Origin of the sequence: Pseudoalteromonas sp. PS5 (assembly GCF_004103255.1) — a bacterium.
GTDB classification, from domain to species: Bacteria; Pseudomonadota; Gammaproteobacteria; order Enterobacterales; family Alteromonadaceae; genus Pseudoalteromonas; species Pseudoalteromonas peptidolytica.
Map to the genome: position 1 here is coordinate 1 of NZ_RCSQ01000185.1, position 22,405 is coordinate 22,405.

The following is a 22,405-nucleotide window of genomic DNA, read 5'->3' on the forward strand; positions in this document are numbered from 1 at the left end:
ATTGGTATTATTCAGGCTATATCGATGTAGGTACCTTGGCGGTAGCATGGTGCGGTATCGTAGTTATCGACAAGATATTTACTTAAGATAATTGGGATAACAGCCTGCTATTCGTCAGCCATCAACCCCCAACCGTCGCCATAGCCTTCATGCTCATTTGCGATGCTCTCTAGGTACTGCTCTGTTTGGCTAAGCAGTTCATGTAGCGGCACCATAGTTACTGTTGTGACCACTTCCCACACACCGGTATCTGGGCATTTTTGTAGTTGGGTTTTAGGCGCTAGCTCATCTTTTTCAATAGTGTCGATGAAGCGTTTTGCATCATCTGCTTTTTCGAAGAGAATATAAAAGTCAATATTCTGCATCTGCGTTAAGTCAACGCCAGCAGCGGCAATCTCGGCAAGAAGCTCGCCATTATCATCATTTGGGAATTGCATAATTTTACTCTGCAGGTTCAATTATCGCTATTGTCCGTCATCTGTAACAAAATAAAAAGCATGATTGTAAATAAATGTGTGATAGCAACGACGGCAATATCATAAAATAAACCCGATGTTCAGGTTAAGGGCGGCAAAATAACACTTTATTCTAAAAGTCGTTTTACAGTCTCCAATTTCACAAGCACAATGACACTACCTATGTTATTAAGTCGCTATATTTAGGTCGTATTATTTTAATGAAGCCGTTTCTTCTTTGTCTGAAAATTATATTGTTAACATGTTGCTTCTCTGCTTTTGCGGTAGAAACCGAGTCTCGTCCAGAAGCAGAACATATCACCAGTATTGTGGTTAACCTAGATAACAGCACGGTAAAAAATAATGTATTGGGTTTTTTGAAAGGGTATGAAGGTAAAACAAAAACGCCGCGAGTCCTCAAGTCTATGCGAGCGGATATACGCCGCTCGTTAAATGCCTTGGGTTACTATCATTTTGAGATACAGTTTAGTGAAGATAGCCAAGCCGTTGCTGTTACTATAAAGCTCGAGGCGCCATTAAAATGGAAAACGGTGAATATTGATCTCATCGGTGAAGGCAAAGCAAACGCTGAGTTGTTAGCTTTGATAGAAGATGTGCCTGTACGTATCGGTAAACAGGTGGATCATAGCGATTACCAAGCAACGAAAAGTCGTTTAGAAAGTGAACTGCTGGAGCTAGGGTATTTTGACTATCAATGGCAAGAATCTAAGCTGATCATACATCAAGGCAATCGATACGCTGGAGTTCGACTTTTATTGGACACAGGAATACGCTATCAGTTTGGTGGTTTGACGATTGAACGAAGCACCAAAGCTGCTGATTATATCCGTTCTTTGAGTCCTTTTTCCAAAGGACAGCCGTTTGAGGCAGGTTTACTATCTGATTTTAATCTAGCATTAAATGAAACCCCCTATTTTAGCGCTATCAAGGTATACCCATTATTAAAAGCGCGTGCCAGTGGGCAAATTCCAGTGAGTGTTCACGTTGAAGACAAGCCTGCAAATAGCTTTGAGTTAGGCGCAGGATATAGCGATGATGTTGGCGCCAAAACACGTTTTAAATGGGTTAAACCGTGGATCACAAAGTCGGGTCACTCTTTTGAATCAAACCTTAGGATCTCTCAGAAGCAACAGGATATTACAGCTAGCTACACTATTCCCGTGGAAAACCCAAACGATGATTTATGGCGGGTGTTAGGAGGGTATCAATTACAAGATGATGTTACTGAGGGTATTGATAGCCGGATCTGGAATGTACAGGTACAGCGGCAGTGGCTAACCGATGATGATTGGATAAGAACAGCATTTATCAAGCGTGAACATGAATCTACAGAGCAAAAAAGTGAAACGCAAAAAACCGAAATGTTGATACCAGGAGTCAGCTATTTAAAAAAGGAGAGTAAAGGTGGCGCGCTGCCGTATTGGGGTAATAAAAGGTTAATTTCCATAGAGGGAGCTGCTGACTCCTTATTGTCCTCGACGAACATGTTAAAAGTGCGTTGGAACAATGAGTGGCTAAGAAGTGTGGAGGCTAGGCATTTGTTCTTTGGCCGTATCGATCTGGGTGCCATCGTGACTAAAGATATCGATAAAATACCCTTCACTCACCGTTTCTTGGCAGGCGGCGATCAGAGTATCCGTGGCTTTGCCTACGAGTCAGTCGGTCCACGAGATGACGAGGGGCGGATCTTAGGCGGTAAGTACCTGGCAACAGGCACTTTGGAATACAATTACCAATTTCACCCAAGTTGGAGAGCGGCGTTATTCATTGATGCAGGGACTGCAACGAATGACTTCTCCGATGCTTGGGAAGTCGGTGCTGGTTTTGGTTTTCGTTACCTAACACCAGTAGGCCCAATCCGCCTAGACCATGCGTGGGGGCTTACCAAAGAAAGTAAAAGTACTCGTCTTAGTATTGTCATAGGGCCTGAAATTTAATGCAGTTTAGACGCTTCAAAATCAAACTTATCACCGCCTCAATCAGTGTGTTTATACTGCTAGTTTGTTTATGCTTTACTTTACTCGGGCAACAGCTATTAGTTTGGGTCGCGAATAAATCAGTTGCAGGCCTTGAGATAAAGGGGATAGACAAGCGTTTGTTGTCGGGTGCAAATCTGAACTTACGTTACCAGAATGAAAACATAGATGTTCGTCTTAAAGACGCCAAGATAGCTCTGGCGTGGTGGAGCTGCGCTAGTGTGTGTCTGTCTGTAGATGCTAAGACGATAGCAGTAGAACAAAAATCTATCAGTAAAAGTGATACGCAACCTTCCCAAAGCAGCATGCTTGATTTGCCATTTTCATTTGCCATTCAGCAGGCTCAAATTCAGCAGCTCTCACTTAAGACACCTGAGCTTAATGTACAGGTACATAATTTTGATACGCAGCTATCAGGAGCAGGCTCACATATTGATGTCAGTGCTTTATCTATTGACTCGGTGCTGATAAACACCAAAGTGGCTAAGCCGCCAGCTTCTGCTCAAGCATCAGCACCATTACGTGAAATAGCGCCACTGCAATTGCCAAAAGTAGCGTTACCGTTTACAGCGATGCTAGGTGAATTGACACTCAACAGGCTCTCCATTGATGAACAGACAATCACTAATATAAAAGTCTCTGGAGTCGAGCTGGCTGAGACCGTGAAAGTGCAACATGCGCAGCTCAACTATCAGCAATGGTTCTTATCAACAGCGGCAGACATCGCCTTAGATAACTGGATGGTGACATTAGATGCCACGATGAGCGCACCGCAAGGACTAATAACTGCCAGCCTAGTAGGTCAACCGCATAACTTAACACTCTCACTGAACACCAAAGGTGCGGTGTTTTCATCGATGCAAGCGCATGCAAACTTAACGCAAAAAAATTGGCCGTTTACGTTGCAAGGAAAAGTTGAAAAGTGGCTTACCCCTGCAAAGCCAGTGGCGCTGAAAAGTGCCACCCTTAGTCTACAAGGAGACATTACAAACTATAAAATGTCTACATCGTTGGCTGTTAATGCGCAGTCTATTGGTGATATTAGCGCTACACTTGATGGTCACGGAGGGATAGACGCATTTGTCTTGGCTAAAGGCGCGCTTTTACTCAACAAAGCTCAGGCCGAGGTGTCTGGAGAGATAAATTGGCAGACTGGGCTGAAAGCCAGCGCAAAAGGAGACTTTACTCAGCTGCCCATAGATAAGTTGCTAAGCCTGCTACCATCGAATGTAGAGATGGTCGAAGATGATGTGTTAAATGGCCAGTTTGCTCTGGGCTTTTCCAGCCACGCAGAGCAGTGGCAGGTTAATATCGAGCGCTTTACAGCAGAAGGACAACTTGCTGGATTGCCAATACAGGCAGAAGTTAAGTTTACTGTTGACCAAAGTCTGCTCGGCGAGCTGAGTCATGCACATTTAACTTATGGCAAAAATAAGCTCATCTTAAGTGGTGAGCTTGGGCAGCAGCTAGATTTACATCTTGATCTACAGCTGGAGCAAACAGCAAACGCGCTGTTCCCTGCGGATATTGTGGGTGGCGGTGAAGTTTTTATTCGGGGTGATCATACAAAGCCGAGCATTCAGACTGAACTGTATTTTGATTTGTTACGTTATCAGGATAAAACATTACACGGTTTGGCGGCAAACGGGAAAGTTGATATAGCCAATGTGCTGTCTGGTCAAATGAAATTGGCTTTAGATCGCCTGCATATCGACACTGAAGTGTTTGAAGGTATTCACCTTACGGTGAAAGGAGATCAAAAGCAGCATAATATCGCATTGGATGTTCGTGATAAGCGCGTCGTTGCCAGTCTAAAAGTCAGTGGTAAGACCCAGCAGTCAGCTTGGTATGGAGAATTATCGTCAGGTGAAATCACCGCTTCGGGTCAAACGATAACACTCCAAAACCCAGCTGTAATTGTGCTAAGTGGATCTGCTCAGCGTGTTGCATCACAGTGCTGGAAAATGGCGGATAGCACGCTGTGTTTCGCCGCCGAGCAGCAAAGTGGACAAGGAAAAGCAGAGTTTAAACTTGATAAATTAGCGCTGGCTACATTACAAGCTTGGTTACCAAATGAATTGGCGTTAAATGGGCAAACCCATGCTACAGCAAAACTTGCATGGAAAGGTGGTCAGATAATACGTGCAAATGGTGAGCTAAATATCGTTGATGTAGAGCTTGCTACACATGGTCAAAGAGTTTCAATTTCTGAGTTTAAAGCACAGCTGAAAACCGATAACAAACAACTCAATGCCGATTGGCGTATGATGTCTGAGACACTAGGTAAATTCAGTGGTACGACGCGTCTACCGCTAAATAAGCAGACTCCAACGCTGGTCGGAAAGATTAAAGTCGAGTCTATCGTGCTGGCCAAGTTGTCTACTTTATTAAATCGAGTAACAGATCAAAGCTTTGATCTTCAGGGCACGGTGTCTGGAGATATAGATATTGCAGGCACACTATTGGCACCTGAGGTTAATGGTAAGCTGAGTGCTCAACATTTATCTATGTCATCTGACTCTTTGCCGATAGAAATCGACGAAGGCAGTATAAATCTCGATTTTAATACAACGTCTGCACAGCTCAAGGCCGAGCTTAATGCTACCAAAGGCGGTAAATTAGTACTCACAGGTGACGCTGATTGGTCATCGGAATTATCCGCTAAAGTGAGTATGCAGGGGGATGAATTATATTTACAGCCGAGTTCGCGAATAGAGTTAACGGCAAATCCTGATTTAACGCTGTCTTATAAAGACAAAGTAGCACGTGTCTTTGGAGAGATTTTAGTGCCATTTGGTCGAGTGAATATCGAGTCATTGCCTGCGGGCGTAACCTCACCAAGCGACGATGAAATTATTGTCGATGCTAAGGTAAAAAAGCCAATGTCAGTGCCTGTCCAGCATGAAATAGATTTAGAGCTAATAGTTGGTGATAACTTTAGGGTTAATGCTCTGGGCTTAGATAGCTTTGTTACTGGTGCTATCGAAGTTGATAAACAAATAACAACGCCGATGTTAGCAACTGGGGAGCTGCAACTCAGAGAAGGAAAGTACCGAGCGTTTGGCCAAGATTTACTTATCCGTACAGGGCAAATTGGCTTTAATGGTGCGTTAGATAAGCCCTATTTAAATATTCGTGCGATCCGAAATCCAGTGACTACAGCGAATGATGTAACCGCTGGAGTAGAGTTAACCGGTAGTATTACTTCACCGCGTTTAGTTGTGTTTTCAGAGCCCACCATGGATCAAGCTAAAGCATTATCATATTTACTAAACGGCCAACCGCTAGGAAAGTCAGAGACTTCAAATAATGCGCTCCTCACTCAATTTTTACTCTCACAAGGAATTGATCGAAGCGAAAGCTTTTTTAGCAAGGCTGGTGAATCACTCGGCTTTTCCGACGTTAACTTATCAGCTAAAGGCAGTGGTGATGATACACAAGTTGAAGTGTCAGGCTATCTTACCCCCAATATACAAATAAGTTATCGAGTGGGTGTGTTTGAATCAATTAATGAAATTGCATTGCGCTATCGGGTTTTTTCTAAGTTTTATGTAGAAGCAACCAGTGGGTTATATAACAGCATAGATTTTCTATATAAGTTCGATTGGGATCAACAATGAAGTGGTTGATACTGACATTTAGCTTATTGTGGTTACCAGCGGTTGCTCAAGAAGCTAGGGTGATACGGATCAGTATTGGCGCAGATCCTTATATTGTCGAATTATTGACCTTAGCTTTATCTTATGAACAAACGCCGAGCAAAATAGTGTCGGTGCGCAATGTGGTGTCGCAAGCGCGAGCTATCAGGTTACTTGGGAAAAAGTCTGGGGTAGATGTTAGTTGGCTGGTGACTAACTCTCAACGTGAAAAAGCGGCAAGAGCCATTCGTATTCCGTTAGTCAAAGGTTTATTAGGTTATCGGATCCCGCTAGTACATCGAGATAATCGCCACGCACTCAGTGCTATACGTTACATTGGTGATTTACGAAGCTTTACGTTTGGTCTTCGTAGTGATTGGCCGGATCATGAAATTTTTGAGCAAAATGGGCTTCATGTCATGTCGTTTTCGCAAGAGCAAAGTGGCTATGAAATGTTAGCTAAAAAAAGATTTGATATTTTACCCAGCGATTTTGTCAGTATTGAAAGCGCACTCAGTGATCCGCGCTTACACGCAGATCACTATGTCGCATTTTATTACCCTTCTGCCGTCTACTTTTTTGTATCCCATGATGATCAGCTGTTATATGAACAGCTTAAAAAAGGTCTAAAACGAGCGCTACAAGATGGTAAGTTTGAAGCGCTGTTTTTAAAACACTTTTCTAGCCGAGTCAAAGCACTAGATCTCGAAAATAAAACAATTATAGAATTGAGTAATCCAACTTTGCCACCAAGCGCGCCGCTAGAAATACCGCATTACTGGCACACACAAGGAAAATAATAATGAAAAAGGCCTTAATTCTCACCGTATGTATTACTGCTTCATCCATCGTGGCGGCAACGCCATATACAAAGTCACCATCAGAAGTTGTTGCGGGAGCAAAAAAGTCGGATTGGCAGGAGTTAGACCCTCAAAATATCTTAAAAATTAAATTACAAACGGGGCCGGTGTACATTTCACTAAATTCTGAACTTGCACCTAACCATGTAGCAAATATCAAGGCATTAGCGCGAGAAGGGTTTTATACCAATTTAAATATGTATCGATTTGTCGAAAATTTTGTTGCACAGGGGGGAGACATGTCAGATAAAAAAATTCCCCAAAAAGGAAAAAAGACGATCGCTGCGGAGTTTTACCATAGCACCGACACAGGGTTACCGATTACCTCTGTGCAGGCTGTAGATGGTTACGCTCCTCGTACAGGCTTTCGAAATGGATTTGCGGTGGCACAAAATCAATCTGGTACAAAAACGTGGATGACCCACTGTGTTGGTGCTTTTGCAATGGCAAGAAGCAATGATGTAAACAGTGGCGGTACTGAGTTTTATATCACCCTCACACCGCAGCGCTATCTTGACAAAAATACCACCGTATTTGGTCAGTTGCTATCTGGGATGGAACATGTACAGCAGCTAAAGCGCCAGCCAGTGGCGGGACAAGCTTATAATGTGATCGAAGGTGTCTCAGTACTTGCGGATGTAAAAAATGCACCAACGTTCAAGCGACTAAGAACGGACACCGAGGTATTTGCAGAGTTAATATCAGCGCGTAAAAATAGAGCTGGTGAGTGGTTTGTCGATACTCCAAACCATACTGATGTATGTTCGGTGCTCGTCCCTGTAGAAATGCAAGAGGCGGCAAATTAAGATCACTTATGGCTTGGGATAAAGCGTCGCTATTTGCTGTTTTTTATCTTAATCGGTGCCCATTACGCAGTTTGCACCTATCGCAAACTGCGTAATGGAGTTGATATTATTGCCTGTTAGTTCGCACGGTATAAGGTGTCTTATTTTGCTCGTTTGAGCGGTATGGATTGATGTCCAATCCGCCACGGCGAGTATAGCGCGCATATACCGAGAGTTTCTCAGGATTAAATGTGCGCCACAGCTCGCAGTAAATACGCTCTACGCATTGCTCATGAAACTCGTTATGATCACGAAACGAAATCAGATACTTAAGTAACGCGGCCTTATCAATTTGCTTGCCCTGATAACTAATGACGATACTCGCCCAATCAGGTTGTGAAGTGATTAAGCAATTTGATTTGAGCAAGTGACTGTGAAGCGTCTCTTGCACTACTTTATCAGACGCTAATTTAAGTAAATTATGGTCTGGTGTGTAGGTGTCTACTTCTATATCAAGAGAGTCAATACACTCACCAGGTAATGATGAGAATGGAATACAATCAAATTCACCAGCGCCAAAAAGTGTGACGTTAACCTCGCTGTTTGAAGCTGCGGATAAATCCTCTGTCAGTGTTTGACGCACTACTTCCATCGAATCAAATCGGCTTTGATTAAAGCTATTTAAGTAAAGTTTGAATGACTTTGATTCAATAATATGAGAACTCTGGCAAGGAAAAACAAAGGTTGCAACGGCGACTTGTGGTTTGCCCTTAGTATTTAACCAAGATAACTCATAACCTGTCCACGTATCTTCACCTTTGAATGGTAGCTCAGCTTCGTCTACGTGAATTTGGTCACGATTAAGCTTTCGTGCAATTGGATGAAGTAAACTCGGGGTATAAACACTGGCATATTCTGTGGTTTTACCAAGCACAGAAGATTGCAGCTCTGGTGCATTGTTGTAGTCTGTCATGTTAACTCAAATCTCGTTACAATATTCATATTATAGCGAATGTTCACTTGAGGATTAATACCCCCTTGACGGTATTACCTAAAAATGTGAACAGAAAATAAAGAGAGCTTTACTTATGACTCAGCCTGTGAATATGGCATGCCTTCATCAAGCCCATGCGGATTATTATCACCGCACATTTAAAGCATTACCGAGTACAGAATATGACGAAGCCTGGCCAAGCCCGTGCGAGCAAGGTGAGCCTAATAAACTCAATAAGATTAATTGGCAAGCTGTCGAGCGCAATCCTAAGGGGACTTTTGACGAGTTAGCAAAAGCACTTGAAACACAATTTCCTGACGGTTTGAATACACTATATGGGGATTTTTTTTCAGGTAATATAACAGCCTTCATAGATGGTAAAAAAATTGAGTTACTTCAGGCGTGGAATGCGGATGACTTTGATAGACTTCAGCAAAATATCACAGGGCACATCTTAATGAAACGCAGACTCAAGCAGCCAGATACAGTATTTATTGGATTAACCGAAGCTGATGACTTATTGGTGTCAGTGGATGTGTCGACGGGGCAAGTTGGGCTGGAATTTGTTGGGAAAAAACAACATCATGTGCTGGCAGACTCAATCGCAGAGTTTGTAGATTGCTTGATTGCGAATTATCCAGAGTAAATTAACGAGCTAGGAGCCTAGGCTCCTTATGCCATATATGGTATTACTGAAAGTCCCAAGAGATGTTGGAAACTAATTGACACGTCTCGCAGCGAAAATCAAACAGCCCAAACCAAGGAGACTCCAATAACCACTCACCATTACAACTTGGGCACTTTCGTGCTTTTTCAGTCGCAAGGCTTTCTCCACCTACTCGATAAAGATAGTAGTAAACTGGCTTTTGAGTGAGGTAGCGAATACGCTTACTTAAATCCATTCCTCTTCTGTATAGGTCACTGTCGGTACTAGATATTTCCTCAAGCGCAGCAAACTCACAGCGTGTAGCACCATTGATCTGGATCTGATCACAGGCTTGCCAATCCTCTTTCCATTTTATCAGCGCCTTGTAGTCGCCATTGGCTATGGCTGGGATTTTATAGAGCGGTACAGGTAAGAAATCATCGCCACAATATAACGGACTACAGGTATGAACATAAGTCGTATAGAGGATGTAGCTAGACGGTGTTTGGCAAGCGTCGGCACTATTGGCGTGGATGTCTTGACCAATCACCTTAACCTTAGGTGCAAGTAAGCCTGATTTTTGGAGCTCATCAATGGCAAATTTCACGAAAGGACTATGATTAAGGGGGTGTAGTGAGTCTTCCTCAGGACACATGACTCGAGTGATGAAATATCCCTCTTTGAGTACTGTTGGGAACTCATCACCGATAATTTGACCATTGAAGCGCAGCGCATTTACAACACGGTTGATTGCTTGTTCGGCGGCATCTAAGGTAGTTTCCTCGTAGCAATCAAAGATGAGATCAATGACAAACACTATGACTTCTCCAATAATTCGATAAGCTTATCCAGTTTTGCTTCTATGCGGTCTAATTGGCTCTGAGAAGCAGGGGCTGTGGGCTTGTCAATTGCTTGAGAGTCTTCTATACAAGTGGGATCTTGTTTATAAGCCGCAATACCCGCAATGATATCGGGCATTGCAACACTTTGAGTTAGTTTACTCTTGGTCAACGCAACGGTTGGCGTGATTCCACTGTCTACTAACTTCTTAATGGCGTTGGCAACAACTGGGTGCATAAATCTTCCTGAATCCAGAAACAAGAAAGAGATCATATCACCATGTGATGCTGGGCGCTATTTGCCAGGCACCCAAGTTAATAACAAGAGGTTACCTTAACATAGCGTCAAGCTCATCAATCACTTCACTCCAGTCCGCATCTTCCCGCAACGACTCTTCAATAAAATGCCGTTGGCCTTCATTCCAAAATGGTGCCTGACTCAGTAACATCTCGTCAGGAAGGCGATGCTGCTTAACAAAACCATCGATTGATTTTGGATCATTATCTAGCCCTAATTGGGCAAATAATGTGCTCATTGTGTGGCGGCTTGTATCCATATCGTACTCCCTCATTTAATTGAGTTTTACTTACTTTGGCTTATTAAACTTACTACTGTTGGTATAACCGTTGTGAAAGTACAAGTTGTCATTCCAAGTTTTGGTTAACTATAGTAAAGGTGGTTGCCAACCCTTTAGCAAGTCATCATGGGTAAAAAGTCATGGTGTGAATATCGCAACTAATAACAATTTGCTTAATTTAAGTGGCCTCCTTTAAGGCGGTCAATCTTGTCTATAGCCCCGCGACAATATTTTGCGCACAGCAATATTTTTGTGGCGATTTCGACAAGGTTAAAACTCGCTATTTAGCTGTTTTAAAAAGTAATTCTTAGTGAAGGTTACTCCTTCGAATTGATCAACTAGTAAGCCAAGAGAGTACAATATAACCGCTTATGGCTGAATAAAGCATGACTTGTGTCAAATCAATCATAGCGTAAACGCTGTTGAAGTCGGCTTCAGCTGGTCAACTGTGTCAATAATCAATAATAAGGTTCGGCTATGTCAGTACAAACTAAAATGGATAATTTAGCAGTAAAGTTCTTAAGCCCAGAAGATATAAATGTAGCAGCAAGCGTATTGTACCAAGCGTATCATGATGACCCTTTGCTAAAGCATGTGTTGCAAGCAAAGCACGAAGCTAGCTTTGAGAAAAAGCTCAGAGCGCTAATACGAGAGGAACTATCAGCATTTGGTCACACCGGCCAACCTTTAGTAGGATTATATAACCAAGCTAGGCTGATGGCAGTGGCCTGTGTTATCGCCGATAGTAATGAGTTAGAAGCGAGTCGGCAATGGCATTGGCGACTTAGGCTGATGATGAGTGCTGGGTACTTACAGACGCAACAGCTTATTGAAAAGGAAAGAGTAATTAGAGAGGAGTTGCAAGCTCATGAGCCGTATCACTTCTTATCTTTTATTGCTGTTGACCCACATGTTCAAGGGTTGGGGTATGGACATTACTTACTAACAGCCTTAGATGACTTGTTATCGCAGCATGATAAGACCACAGGTATGGCTGTGTTTATCACACAGCAAGACCACTTAGCGTTCTTTACAGCACATGACTACCACATTGTAAAAAACTTTGTATTTAGTAGTGTTGAGGGGACGCTGCTGTTTAAGAAAAAGTAACTTTTGCATTTGGATTGCACCTTTCCTTTCTAGTTATTGTTGCCCCTTACTACCTTCATTGAATGTGTTTGCAATGGCTTGGCTGCTGTAAACACATCTCTGATATCAAGAAACAACTACGAACTTGCGTCAAGCTTCTAAGTGTAAATAACTACGTCGTGTCTTAAGTCTCAGTGAAATAGCAACAACGGAAATTGTTGTGTGAGATATCTCCTACGGTAATGTGGGTAAAGGCGTTTTGTCATACCGAGTTTGGTGTGTTTTCAAAGTCTATCTTATTATTTATAAAAGAAATTATGTTTTTTGCTTTAAAATTACAGCAAAAAGATTGTCTGAGCCTATCTGCCAAAAAATTAAGAACCCCGTAAACTTAACAATGTAAGGAAACACAAGAGCAGGAGCTCAGCGTCAAAGGATAAGGAATATGACGACAACAGAAGGAAGTAGTACATAAGGCAAGGAAGGATGGAACTCTAGGAAGAGAGTATGAAGCGGAGCTTCATTAGGGATAAGGAGTCATAAGGAATGACAAGGAGCGCGGGAAGCGAAGTGGAACAAGGAAGATAAATAAGGATGAGCAAGGCTTTAGGATGAGGGAGCGTGGTCAGGATGACTACGAAGTGGATAAGTAACATAGGATGTTGTAAATGGAGCACATAAGGATAGTGTGAAGTGGAGCCAAGCTGGCGTAGGAGCGCAGGACGCGAAGTGGAGGCCAAGGTGGCTAAAAGGAAACAGCACTGGAAGTGCGAATGGACGATACAAGGATGAGGCAAGGGTAAGTCGGAGTACATATCCGTTCAGGGGATGAAAAATTGGCGGATTGCTTTTTAGTGGTAAAGCAGAGGAATTGGATACCTCTTGGGATAAACGTCAGGATTGAGGCGCGGCAAACAGGCTGGCGCCTTGGTTTTTTATTTTTGTAAAAACTCCCTATCGATACGTCAACAATCGTAAATGCAAAATTAGCTGGTGACCCTATACGCTGGCAACTCTTTTCGTACCAACCTTTCATTTTCTAAGTAAAGCTTACCTTGATAGGCTGACTCACCGTCAGAGCTAAATTCGAACATAAACTGGCTCTTTATACCTAGTTTGCCGTTTTTCAACACACCAATTCTACGTTTTGTACAAGCTACACTTAATAATTGCACTTGCAAGCTCTCGGCTTGATGCTGGGCGTGTCTAGTTGCGGCTTCTGCGATTTGACGACTATACCAAAATAGCGCGATAACAGATGATACGATGATAAAAAGCCAGAGTGTTGTCATTTAAGAAAATAGCCTTCCAATTGCACGTGACAAAGTATCACTACGATTCTCTGCCCTAATTATTCCTAAAACATGTGGGCGTAACATTGGGATTGCAACTAAATCTGCGAAAATACTGCTGAAAAGACCATCAATTTGATCGTGCTCAGCGGCTTTCTCCAAATAACTATGTAGTCTATTTTGATCGGTGAGTGTTTCCCAAGTACGACCTGCAATAGTGAGCAAGCAGTCTGCATCGGTGGCCAGTTCAGAAGCTAAAATCGTATCTACTGCCTGTGCGATTAAACCAAGTGCATGACTGCCCGACATCGCGCGTAAATTAGTGACTACGGCATCCTTATTTTGTTCTTGGCAGGCGTGAGCTAAAACGGCTAAAAAGTCTTCGGTTTGCGTTGTTGAGACAGTAACGTGTTCAAGCATGGCTGCTAATGGGGTCTTAACTTCTACAGGCAAAATAGGCCATGCCTGTTGCAGGTTGCTTGAGTTTTGGCCATGGTCTAGGCGTAGAGCGAAGTCTGCAATACCTTGTAGCGCTATCTCTTGCCAACGATCGAATCCAAGCTTGCCAGAAAAGTAGAGTTCGGCGTGCTCGTAATATTGAGAGGCTGGGCGATTAAGATCACGCTTTAATAGTGCATTGAACGCAGCGAGTTTGTTCGCGTTAGGGGTAAAAATATAGGGGTTGTTGTCCAGTTTCCCTTGTGCGGCCTCTCCGGTTAATTGAGTGCCCAAGGCTTCGATCACCATTGAAGCAAAATGATCTCTGCTGGCGATGATCAACTTACTTTGTTCATCCAGTGGAAACTTTAAGAACCAAACATAGGGGTCAACAGTTGCTTGATTATCCCAAAACTGAATCGCCATGATAGCGTGGCCAGCTAAAGGGTATGGGTAAGGGGCTTGAGTATTTTCAATTTGCGCAAATTGCTTTTTGTCGATTTTTGTGATGCGACGGCCTATGTCGTATACACGCCACTGTGTACCGGCGTTAGTTAATAGTTCACCTAAAGTAGAGATTTGCGCTGTCATGAATACTCTGTTGTTACTGATACTGAAATTAGCGGCAATTATAGCGGTTTTTATTGGTACTGATAAGTCTCATAAAAAGGGCAGATGCGAGAATTGGCTGGCTGAGTGATCACGCATATAGTTATAATGTCTAAAATTGAAAATGAGAAAGTACCGATGAACTCGGAAGTATTAATTCAGTTAGACGAACTAGAAGCGTGTTTGAAAGCGGCTGGTCTTTGGCAAGATTCACCGATTTCAGCAGAAGCCTTGTCCTCTGTTGAACCATTTTGCTGCGATACCATGGCATTCGAGCAGTGGTTGCAGTTTGTATTTTTGAACAAAATACGGGATATGGTGGCAAAAGGCGAGGCACTCCCGACCAACATGGCCATTGCACCAATGGCTGAAATGGTATTAAGTGACCACCTATATTTTAATGCTGTGCATCAGTGCTTGAAAAATTTAGATAGTACATTTGCAAAGGAGTGCTAATGCTTGAAATTTTGTATCAAGATGAACACTATGTTGCCATCAATAAACCATCTGGGTTACTCGTTCATCGCTCTTTTTTAGACAAACGTGAAACCCAATTTGCAATGCAGATGCTACGTGATCAGCTCGATCAACATGTATTTCCTGTTCATCGTTTAGATAGACCTACATCTGGTGTACTGCTGTTTGCACTGAGTTCAGAGGCTGCACGAGCGATGAATGAAGTCTTTATTGCAGGTAAAATTAAAAAGCGTTATTTGGCCTTAACACGTGGCTTTGCACCTGACTCTAAGTTTGTTGATAAGCCGTTAAAAGAAGAGTTGGATAAGATAGCGGACAAATTTGCCGATCAGAATAAAGCACCGCAAGAAGCCCAAACACAGGTCAACTGTTTGGCGCAAGCTACATTGCCAATAGCTTTTGGTAAATATCCGAGTATTCGTTACTCTTTGGTTGAGTGTTTTCCACATACCGGGCGTAAACATCAGATCAGGCGTCATCTAAATCACTTAACACATCCCATTATTGGTGATGTGAACCACGGTGATAACAAGCATAATCATTTTTTCGTTGAACACTTTGGCCTACGTCGTTTAATGTTATTTGCAACACGGCTGGAATTTGTTCATCCTTACACCAACGTTGAGATTTCAATTACCGCCGATCTCGGAGAAGATACGCTCGCTGTATTTTCTCGCCTAGGGTGGTCAGACAATGAGAAGGATTATATATAATGGCAAAAATTTCTATTTTTGTGGGTAGTATGTATGGTAATGCTGAAAACTTGGCAAACGATAGCGCTGAGCTTTTGAACCAAGCTGGACATGAAGCACATGTGGTTGAGCCTGCAACCTTAGCGGATCTAAAACAAGCCGAGAATATTTTGTTTATATCGTCGACAACCGGCGCAGGTGATATTCCGGATAATTTATTACCTCTGTTTTTGCAGATGCAAAGTGAGTTTCCGATGCTCACTGGTAAGCAAGTAGCAGTGATTGCGTTAGGGGATAGGAGTTACGGTGATACCTATTGTGGCGCAGGAAAGCAGATTGACGCCTTGGTCGAGGAATTAAATGCGACTCGGGTGCAAGCACGTTTGGATATCGATGCTTGTGAGCATTTTGAGCCATGGGAACCAGCTAAGCCTTGGCTACAGTCACTAGCCGACAAACTATAAGAAAATAGAGCCCGTAGGCTCTATTTCTATCTTTGCTTATAAACGGGTATTATACCAATTAGACTTAATACTTGCTCAATTTGAGGGAGTAAATCTGACGCTAACAGCGTTAAAAACTTCTTATTTAGAACAACTAAATCGCAAAATTTTTGCCTAGTTGTCGACAAGATTTTCTCGCCTCAAAATAGACCACTTAATTAAGATAATTGGTATTACACTCGTTTAGTTTGTACGGTTAGTTTTAGTTTTTGACCCGGCTGAAGGTACTTTTGCCCAGCTAAATTATTCCATTTTACAATATCATTGACGCTTACATTAAACTTAGTAGCAATACGGGCAAGCGAGTCACCCTTTCGCACTTTGTAGGTAATTGTACGCTGCGTATCAACGAGTGCTGTTTGGCGAGGTGCTTTTTCACTTTTAAACACTGTGAGCTTTTGACCCAAGCGTAGTACCGCATTAGTTTTTAACTTATTCCAGCTGGCCAACTGCTTCACAGTGACATCGTACTCGCGACTAATATCCCACAAGGTATCGCCAGGTTTCACAGTATGACTTAGCTTTTGCTTCGTCACTTTATTAGCGGCTAGGCGTACTTCAGGTGGTAAATGTTCGCTTTGTAATTCACCGTCACTCAGTGGCACAAGGAGCTTTTGGCCAACACGTATCATGTTTCCGTTTACATTATTGAGTGAGCGGATAGCGCCAATGCTGGTATTGAACTTAGTTGCGACGACCGACAGGCTATCGCCTTTTTGCACCGTATAATATTGCCAGCGTAATCTATCTTTAACTTCGGTTTTTGCTAGCTTATCTTTAAAGGCATCGACTTTTTCCATCGGTAATAGCAACTGGTGCGGACCATCAGGATCGGTTGCCCAGCGATTAAAGCCTGGGTTTAAGCGATAAAGTTCGGTTAAAGATATGTCTGCCATTTCTGCCGCCAGAGCTAAGTCGATTTGGGAGCCTACCTCAACGGTATCTACAACTTGTGCATTAATAATCGGCTGCCAAGTCACTTTGAATTCATCTGAGCGCTTCAGCAGGTCTGACAAAGCGAGTAACTTTGGTACGTATGCGGTGGTTTCTCTTGGTAAATCAAGAGACCAGAAATCAGTAGGAAGGTGCTTTTTTCGATTTTTTCTGATGGCTCTTAGCAATCTGCCTTCACCTGAGTTATAGGCTGCAATGGCATTGAGCCAGTCACCTTCTAATGTTTTATGTAGATAGGTGAGGTAATCAAGTGCTGCTTGTGTTGAGGCAACAATATCACGGCGACCGTCATACCACCAGTTTTGCTTTAAGTTGAAGCGCTCACCTGTTTGGGGCATGAACTGCCAAATACCAGAAGCGGTTCTATGAGAATATCCAAAAGGGTCAAAAGCGCTTTCTACTATTGGGAGCAAAGCAATTTCTACTGGCATGTTGCGCTTTTCTACTTCTTCTACAATGTAGTAAAGGTATGGCTCTGCGCGTTTAGCTATACGGTCTAAGTAAGCTTGGTGGCGTTGATAATAGTTACGTTCAGCAACTACTGGGCGGTTTTGTGGTACTTCGATAGAGAGCTGATAGCGGATCCGCTCCCATACATCGTCAAATACAGGGGCAACTTCTTCGTCCTCATCTTGCCATGAGGTACTCAGTGTCTGAGAGATATCATAAGGGCTCGCATGGTCTAAATTAGCCTGCTTAACTTGCTCTGTTGCAGTCTCTAAGGGAGTTTCTTGGGTGATTTCACAACCACTTAAAATTGTTGCAGATGCAACAACGAGGGCGAGCTTTTTCATAAATGCGTTCTTTCGTTTGGAGGTTCGGACAAAAACTCGGCAATACTACCGAGTTTGTATCTGCATTTAAAGCTTCTTTGCTATTTTCTTTATAGCCGTCTAAATATGACGCAAGCAGCACTTCGTAGTGAGCGCGAGAAATAAATGGTTTTCCAGTGGAGATAAAGCAAGGTAACGCCAAATAGCTAGCCATTGACGTTACATTGAGTCACTGTTGAATATGTTAAAAGTTATCCTTCCACTTTCTCAAAGCAGCAAAGTGAGCTTCGGGTGTGCTGTCATTGCTGATAAACTCTCTAGGTGTATATGTAAGAATGTCAGCTTTAGCCGCGCGTGCAAATGGATTTATGGCTTTTTGCTGACCAATGGTAGTCGGAATAGTGCTTCTACCAGCTTGGCGCAGTTTTTGCGCTTGTTGATGATACTCAGTGAGTGCGAGGTTATTTGGCTCAACGGCGTGGGCAAATGCTAAGTTAGCTAGAGTGTACTCATGTGTGCAGTAAACTTGGCATGAGTTAGGGAGAGAGAGGAGTTTATTAAATGAGTGCCACATTTGCTCAGGCGTCCCTTCAAATAACCGGCCACATCCTGCGTTAAACAGAGTGTCTCCAGTGAAGGCGACCTCGTTATTAACATAACAAATATGATCTAACGTATGTCCCGGTGTGGCGATAACTTTTAGGGTAATACCAGCTAGGGTAATGGTATCGTGCTCTACGAGTGGACGCGTGATCCCTTGATACTTGCCGTTTTTTGGCCCATACACGGGAAGGTGTGGAAAACTCGTGAGCAGTGGTGCGATGCCATCAGTATGATCCCAATGGTGGTGAGTAACCAAGATGCCTTCAAGGGTAAGGTTTTGTTGATTTAAGTAATCTAAAACAGGTTTTTCGTCACCGGGGTCGACGACCCAGCAGCTTGAGCTGGTAGGGTCTTTTATCACCCAAATATAATTATCATCAAATGCTTTGATTGCATCGACTTGCACCATAACGCAATGCTCTATAAAGTGATTAATAACATCAGTATAACGAGCTTAGTAAATGAAACCAGCGTTAAGTTTTTTACAAGGACCTAAACCGGATGAGTGGCATGACTTCCCTCACGGTGATTACTTAAAAGTAGGGATCCAAAAACGACTGGATGAATGGTTACCGAGAATGTTCGGCTATCACATGCTAAAGCTGGGGTGTTTGAGTGGTCAAATGGATACCTCTGCAAGTCCCATTAAACATCAAGTTTGTGTTGCGCCGCAAGGTAAGCATGTGGGGGTCTTTGCCGAAATTGATGAGCTACCATTTTATGAGAATTCGGTAGATGCGTGTATTTTGAGTCAATGTTTAGAGTATCACTCCGACCCACATCATATTCTACGAGAAGCCCATCGGACATTAATTCCTGGTGGCTATATTGTTATCTCAGGCTTTAACCCATTCAGTCTTTGTGGCGTAGCGCAAATGTTGCCATTCAGCAAAGAAAAGCTGCCCTGGTCAGGACGCTTTTTTACGCCATCGCGAGTAAAAGACTGGCTAGATTTACTTGGTTTTGAAATCGTTGCTGATGAGCGCTTTATTCATGCTTCGTTGGCACGTGGGTCGAGATTATCTCGTTTTGCCCCTTGGCGGCGATTTTGTCGACATTACTTAAAGCCGATGGGTAGTGTGTATATGCTGGTAGCCAGAAAGCGAGTAATGCCTCTGACGCCCATTAAACCTAAGTGGCACGTCAAACCTAAGTGGACACCAGCAGTCAAAGGGGCTGGGCTTAGACAAACTTGTCAAGATAAAGAGTAGCTTTGTGACTCAAGTTAATTATTAATGGAGCAGGTACAGGGAACACTGCTCCTGAGGGCGTATCAAATACTGGCCTCGTAGCCCTCATCTACAAGTAGATTAGAACCTGATGCAGCCTCTCGCGCTAAGTCATCAACCCGTTCATTGTACTTGTTTCCTGCGTGACCTTTTACCCAGCGCCACTGGATTGTGTGGCGGCTAGTTGCAGCATCTAACCGCTGCCATAAATCTACATTTTTAACCGGTTGCTTCGCCGCGGTTTTCCAATTGCGTTTTTTCCAGTTTTCTAGCCACGATTCTATGCCTTGCTTCACATACTGACTATCCGTATACAAGGTAATTTCACATGGGCGCTTTAGTGTTTCAAGTGCAACAATAGCGGCGAGCATCTCCATGCGATTATTGGTGGTGAGTTTATACCCTTCACTCATTTCTTTTTCATGCCCTTGATAGGAAAGGTAAATACCATAACCTCCAGGACCTGGGTTACCTAAACATGAGCCATCGGTATAAATCTCTACGGTTTTTTGCACTGAATTGCCTATTTTTATGTAAAATGTGCGAATAGGGTAAAATAATAGCAAAGTTAAGCGAGCAACGATATGCACACTCGGCAAATAGTACTGGATACAGAAACCACAGGTATTGATCCGAAAGCAGGACATAGGATCATTGAAATAGGTTGTGTTGAGCTGGTTAATCGCAGACTAACGGGTAATAATTTCCACGTTTATATTAACCCCCAACGTGACATTGAAGAAGAAGCCATTGACGTTCACGGTATTACCAATGAGTTTTTACGTGGCAAGCCATTTTTTCATCAAGTTGCTCAAGAGTTTTTTGACTATATTAAAGGGGCAGAGCTTGTTATTCATAACGCACCGTTCGACGTCGGCTTTATGGATCACGAGTTTGCTAAACTAAACCAAGGTTTTCCGGCAACCCATGAATATTGCCAAGTGCTAGATACTCTCGTAATGGCACGAGATCTTCACCCAGGCCAGAAAAATAGCCTCGATGCACTTTGCCGACGCTACGATATCGATAACTCAAAGCGTACGCTACACGGCGCTTTGCTGGATTCCGAGATTTTAGCAGATGTTTACCTGTCGATGACAGGAGGACAAAAAAAGCTGAATTTGGCAAACCAGAACAAAGGTAACCAAGCTAATTCAGCTGGAAGTATTATTCGATTGGATAGTAATCGTCCTGCGCTTAAAGTTTTACGCGCCTCTGCCGATGAAGAGTTAGCACATTCAGAACGCTTGGAGCTGGTCAATAAAGCTTGCGGGCAAAGTCTGTGGCAACAATAGCGATAGAGATACAGTCAACTTTTCCACCAAAGTGATATTAAGGTTAATGCATGGTTTTACATCGGCTTTTTTTGGTGCTTATTTTGTTTGTCAGTATGGTGGTGAGTGCGCAAACACCGCAAATTACCATGCTACAGCGAGATGGCAAGGCAAATGAAATTCCGCTGCTAGATAACCGTTTTCGAATTGACCATAACATTGAAGAAATAACACTGCTATTTTTTCGAGCTCCTGGTACGCCTGCTGTTGTATTGGTAAAACCAGATGGTAGCAAATACTATGCAACAAGCTCGTTGGATAACGACGCCTTACAGTGGTATGACGAAGTTAGCTATGATCTGATCATCTTAAAAAACCCCACTCCGGGCCCTTGGCAAGTGATTGGGCAAATTCAAAAAAACAGTCGGATCATGGTACTTGGAGATATTGAGCTTGAGGTAGAGGCGTTACCGCCACTTCTTTTTCGTGGTGAAGTACTAAAGGTAACAGGGCGTGTTACCAATGACGACAAGCCAATTGAAGTTGGCTATTTTCGGGATGTCGTTACATTATATGTTGAGTTTTCTAGCACCAATAATGATGAATATGCAAACTTTGGTGCTGGTACACAAAGCGTAACGGATTTTAAAGATGATGGTCGAGAGTTCGACGAAAGACCACTAGACGGTATTTTTACTGGGGAGTTTAAACTTAACTTTCCGGCAGGCGAGTGGCAACCTGAGTTTTTTATAGAAACTCCCATTCTCAAACGTAGAGTCATCAAGCCCCCAATTATAATTGCAGAGCCACCATTTAATTTTGAACTGATGTTAGCGGGAGAGAATGAGTTTGAACATGGCCTCACCATCTCTATTGATGAGTCGGTGGTGAAGCCAGAAACAATCATTTTGCAAGGTAAGATTTTTTACCCTAACGGTGAAGAGCAGATGTTCACTTTAGACAAACAAGAACGTCTGTATCGCCAGCTTGCAATAAAAAACTATGATTGGGGACGATATAGCGTTGAGATTTCAGCATTTGGAGAAAACATCAATGGTCGTGAGTTTATGGCGACATTACCAAACTATAACTTTGAAATAGAAAGACCGATAGAAAAGGTGCCAGAATTAGAAGCGCCGCAATTACCGCAAACAGCACTGCCTGAGCCTGAGCCAGAACCAACAATCAGTACAGGCTTATTAATTAGCATTATTGTGGCAGGTAACCTTGTGGTTTTACTCATTGGTTGGCTTGCGATCCGAGTTTTTGTTCAGAAAAAACCAATAAAGATTAAATTACCCGCACTAAAGAACCCTTTTAAGAAAACAGAAGAAGTGATTGATCTGAATGATTTGGGGGAAGATGAAAATAACACAACTGCAAATGGTTCAAAAAATGATAAATCAGGTGATATTTTGAACCTTTCGATGAAAGATAACTAAAAAACACGGTTTTTTTTCAAAAAACGGTTGACTCATGAGGGGGTCATTCGTATTATTCACGCCGCTGTCAGGGAGCACACCTTACAGCAAACACTGCAAGAATATGACGCGGAGTGGTAGTTCAGTTGGTTAGAATACCGGCCTGTCACGCCGGGGGTCGCGGGTTCGAGTCCCGTCCACTCCGCCAAATTTCTTCGTAGTATCAATAAGTCGCGCTGGAGTGGTAGTTCAGTTGGTT

General features: G+C 42.9%; 22 protein-coding genes and 1 tRNA gene. 13 read left to right on the forward strand and 10 right to left on the reverse strand.

The features are described 5' to 3' along the window. Window positions 1-107 precede the first annotated feature (107 nt). Window positions 108-437, reverse strand: coding sequence for a ribonuclease E inhibitor RraB (locus D9603_RS19390; protein WP_125252342.1), 330 nt, complete (start codon window positions 435-437; stop codon window positions 108-110). Window positions 438-676: 239 nt separating this feature from the next. Here D9603_RS19390 and D9603_RS19395 point away from each other — a divergent pair, with 239 nt between their 5' ends. From D9603_RS19395 to D9603_RS19410, 4 genes are read left to right on the forward strand one after another with little or no spacing between them, the layout of a single operon-like run. Then, on the forward strand, window positions 677-2,413 hold the full coding sequence (locus tag D9603_RS19395) for an autotransporter assembly complex family protein (protein WP_128732543.1): 1,737 nt from the start codon (window positions 677-679) through the stop codon (window positions 2,411-2,413). Then, the gene (locus D9603_RS19400) at window positions 2,413-6,072 is read left to right on the forward strand and encodes a translocation/assembly module TamB domain-containing protein (RefSeq protein ID WP_128732544.1); all 3,660 of its coding nucleotides are present in this window, start codon (window positions 2,413-2,415) and stop codon (window positions 6,070-6,072) included. Before D9603_RS19395 ends, D9603_RS19400 begins: the two co-directional genes overlap by 1 nt. Further along, complete coding sequence (locus D9603_RS19405) at window positions 6,069-6,890, forward strand: transporter substrate-binding domain-containing protein (protein ID WP_128732545.1); 822 nt, start codon at window positions 6,069-6,071, stop codon at window positions 6,888-6,890. The genes D9603_RS19400 and D9603_RS19405 overlap by 4 nt, the downstream gene beginning before the upstream one ends. Window positions 6,891-6,892: 2 nt before the next feature. Next, entirely contained in the window at window positions 6,893-7,756 is an 864-nt protein-coding gene (locus D9603_RS19410; RefSeq protein ID WP_128732546.1) for a peptidylprolyl isomerase, read from the forward strand. A 106-nt stretch (window positions 7,757-7,862) separates the two neighbouring features. On the opposite strand, the gene queF is transcribed toward D9603_RS19410, so the two are convergent. Beyond that, window positions 7,863-8,708, reverse strand: coding sequence for an NADPH-dependent 7-cyano-7-deazaguanine reductase QueF (gene queF, locus D9603_RS19415; protein ID WP_128732547.1), 846 nt, complete (start codon window positions 8,706-8,708; stop codon window positions 7,863-7,865). Window positions 8,709-8,823: 115 nt separating this feature from the next. On the opposite strand from queF, the gene syd reads away from it, so the two are divergent. Beyond that, a complete protein-coding gene (gene syd, locus D9603_RS19420) occupies window positions 8,824-9,375 on the forward strand; it encodes a SecY-interacting protein (protein ID WP_128732548.1) in 552 nt (183 codons plus the stop codon). A 43-nt stretch (window positions 9,376-9,418) separates the two neighbouring features. On the opposite strand, the gene D9603_RS19425 is transcribed toward syd, so the two are convergent. The 3 genes from D9603_RS19425 to D9603_RS19435 all read right to left on the reverse strand — a co-directional run bounded on the left by D9603_RS19425 (window position 9,419) and on the right by D9603_RS19435 (window position 10,771). Continuing rightward, a complete protein-coding gene (locus tag D9603_RS19425) occupies window positions 9,419-10,192 on the reverse strand; it encodes a Zn-ribbon-containing protein (protein WP_125252335.1) in 774 nt (257 codons plus the stop codon). Continuing rightward, complete coding sequence (locus D9603_RS19430) at window positions 10,192-10,452, reverse strand: hypothetical protein (protein ID WP_125252334.1); 261 nt, start codon at window positions 10,450-10,452, stop codon at window positions 10,192-10,194. Before D9603_RS19430 ends, D9603_RS19425 begins: the two co-directional genes overlap by 1 nt. A gap of 91 nt (window positions 10,453-10,543) precedes the next feature. Further along, window positions 10,544-10,771, reverse strand: coding sequence for a DUF2789 domain-containing protein (locus D9603_RS19435; protein WP_125252333.1), 228 nt, complete (start codon window positions 10,769-10,771; stop codon window positions 10,544-10,546). 498 nt (window positions 10,772-11,269) lie between these two features. Between D9603_RS19435 and D9603_RS19440 the strand changes: the two genes are divergently transcribed. Then, window positions 11,270-11,902 (forward strand): GNAT family N-acetyltransferase, encoded by a 633-nt coding sequence (locus tag D9603_RS19440; RefSeq protein ID WP_128732549.1) that lies wholly within the window; start codon window positions 11,270-11,272, stop codon window positions 11,900-11,902. A gap of 965 nt (window positions 11,903-12,867) precedes the next feature. Here the strand turns inward: D9603_RS19440 and D9603_RS19445 are convergent. Both D9603_RS19445 and D9603_RS19450 read right to left on the reverse strand, forming a co-directional pair. Continuing rightward, on the reverse strand, window positions 12,868-13,173 hold the full coding sequence (locus D9603_RS19445) for a DUF3301 domain-containing protein (RefSeq protein WP_125252331.1): 306 nt from the start codon (window positions 13,171-13,173) through the stop codon (window positions 12,868-12,870). Beyond that, window positions 13,174-14,202: a DUF3549 family protein gene (locus D9603_RS19450; protein WP_128732550.1), complete on the reverse strand. Its 1,029-nt coding sequence runs from the start codon at window positions 14,200-14,202 to the stop codon at window positions 13,174-13,176. It abuts the gene before it with no gap. A 126-nt stretch (window positions 14,203-14,328) separates the two neighbouring features. Here D9603_RS19450 and D9603_RS19455 point away from each other — a divergent pair, with 126 nt between their 5' ends. The 3 genes from D9603_RS19455 to D9603_RS19465 are packed head-to-tail and all read left to right on the forward strand — an operon-like array spanning window position 14,329 to window position 15,853. Then, window positions 14,329-14,676, forward strand: a complete 348-nt coding sequence (locus D9603_RS19455; RefSeq protein WP_241651724.1) for a YqcC family protein — start codon at window positions 14,329-14,331, stop codon at window positions 14,674-14,676. Beyond that, complete coding sequence (gene truC / locus D9603_RS19460; RefSeq protein WP_128732551.1) at window positions 14,676-15,410, forward strand: tRNA pseudouridine(65) synthase TruC; 735 nt, start codon at window positions 14,676-14,678, stop codon at window positions 15,408-15,410. The genes D9603_RS19455 and truC overlap by 1 nt, the downstream gene beginning before the upstream one ends. Beyond that, window positions 15,410-15,853 carry a flavodoxin gene (locus D9603_RS19465; protein WP_125252328.1) on the forward strand — a complete coding sequence of 148 codons (444 nt, stop codon included), beginning with the start codon at window positions 15,410-15,412 and terminating at the stop codon, window positions 15,851-15,853. The genes truC and D9603_RS19465 overlap by 1 nt, the downstream gene beginning before the upstream one ends. Before the next feature lie 212 nt (window positions 15,854-16,065). Here the strand turns inward: D9603_RS19465 and D9603_RS19470 are convergent, their stop codons facing one another. Together D9603_RS19470 and gloB are read right to left on the reverse strand one after the other, a co-directional pair. After that, window positions 16,066-17,640 carry a LysM peptidoglycan-binding domain-containing protein gene (locus D9603_RS19470; RefSeq protein ID WP_128732552.1) on the reverse strand — a complete coding sequence of 525 codons (1,575 nt, stop codon included), beginning with the start codon at window positions 17,638-17,640 and terminating at the stop codon, window positions 16,066-16,068. Between the two features lie 223 nt (window positions 17,641-17,863). Next, the gene (gloB, locus tag D9603_RS19475; protein ID WP_128732553.1) at window positions 17,864-18,631 is read right to left on the reverse strand and encodes a hydroxyacylglutathione hydrolase; all 768 of its coding nucleotides are present in this window, start codon (window positions 18,629-18,631) and stop codon (window positions 17,864-17,866) included. Window positions 18,632-18,683: 52 nt separating this feature from the next. On the opposite strand from gloB, the gene D9603_RS19480 reads away from it, so the two are divergent. Next, the gene (locus D9603_RS19480; RefSeq protein ID WP_125252325.1) at window positions 18,684-19,433 is read left to right on the forward strand and encodes a class I SAM-dependent methyltransferase; all 750 of its coding nucleotides are present in this window, start codon (window positions 18,684-18,686) and stop codon (window positions 19,431-19,433) included. Window positions 19,434-19,495: 62 nt separating this feature from the next. Here D9603_RS19480 and rnhA read toward each other — a convergent pair whose 3' ends face one another. After that, on the reverse strand, window positions 19,496-19,966 hold the full coding sequence (rnhA, locus tag D9603_RS19485) for a ribonuclease HI (protein ID WP_125252324.1): 471 nt from the start codon (window positions 19,964-19,966) through the stop codon (window positions 19,496-19,498). Window positions 19,967-20,035: 69 nt separating this feature from the next. Here rnhA and dnaQ point away from each other — a divergent pair, with 69 nt between their 5' ends. From dnaQ to D9603_RS19500, 3 genes are all read left to right on the forward strand, one after another. Next, on the forward strand, window positions 20,036-20,746 hold the full coding sequence (gene dnaQ / locus D9603_RS19490; RefSeq protein WP_128732554.1) for a DNA polymerase III subunit epsilon: 711 nt from the start codon (window positions 20,036-20,038) through the stop codon (window positions 20,744-20,746). A 50-nt stretch (window positions 20,747-20,796) separates the two neighbouring features. Then, a complete protein-coding gene (locus tag D9603_RS19495; RefSeq protein WP_128732555.1) occupies window positions 20,797-22,167 on the forward strand; it encodes a TIGR03503 family protein in 1,371 nt (456 codons plus the stop codon). A 110-nt stretch (window positions 22,168-22,277) separates the two neighbouring features. Then, window positions 22,278-22,354: transfer RNA gene (locus D9603_RS19500), tRNA-Asp, on the forward strand. Window positions 22,355-22,405 lie beyond the last annotated feature (51 nt).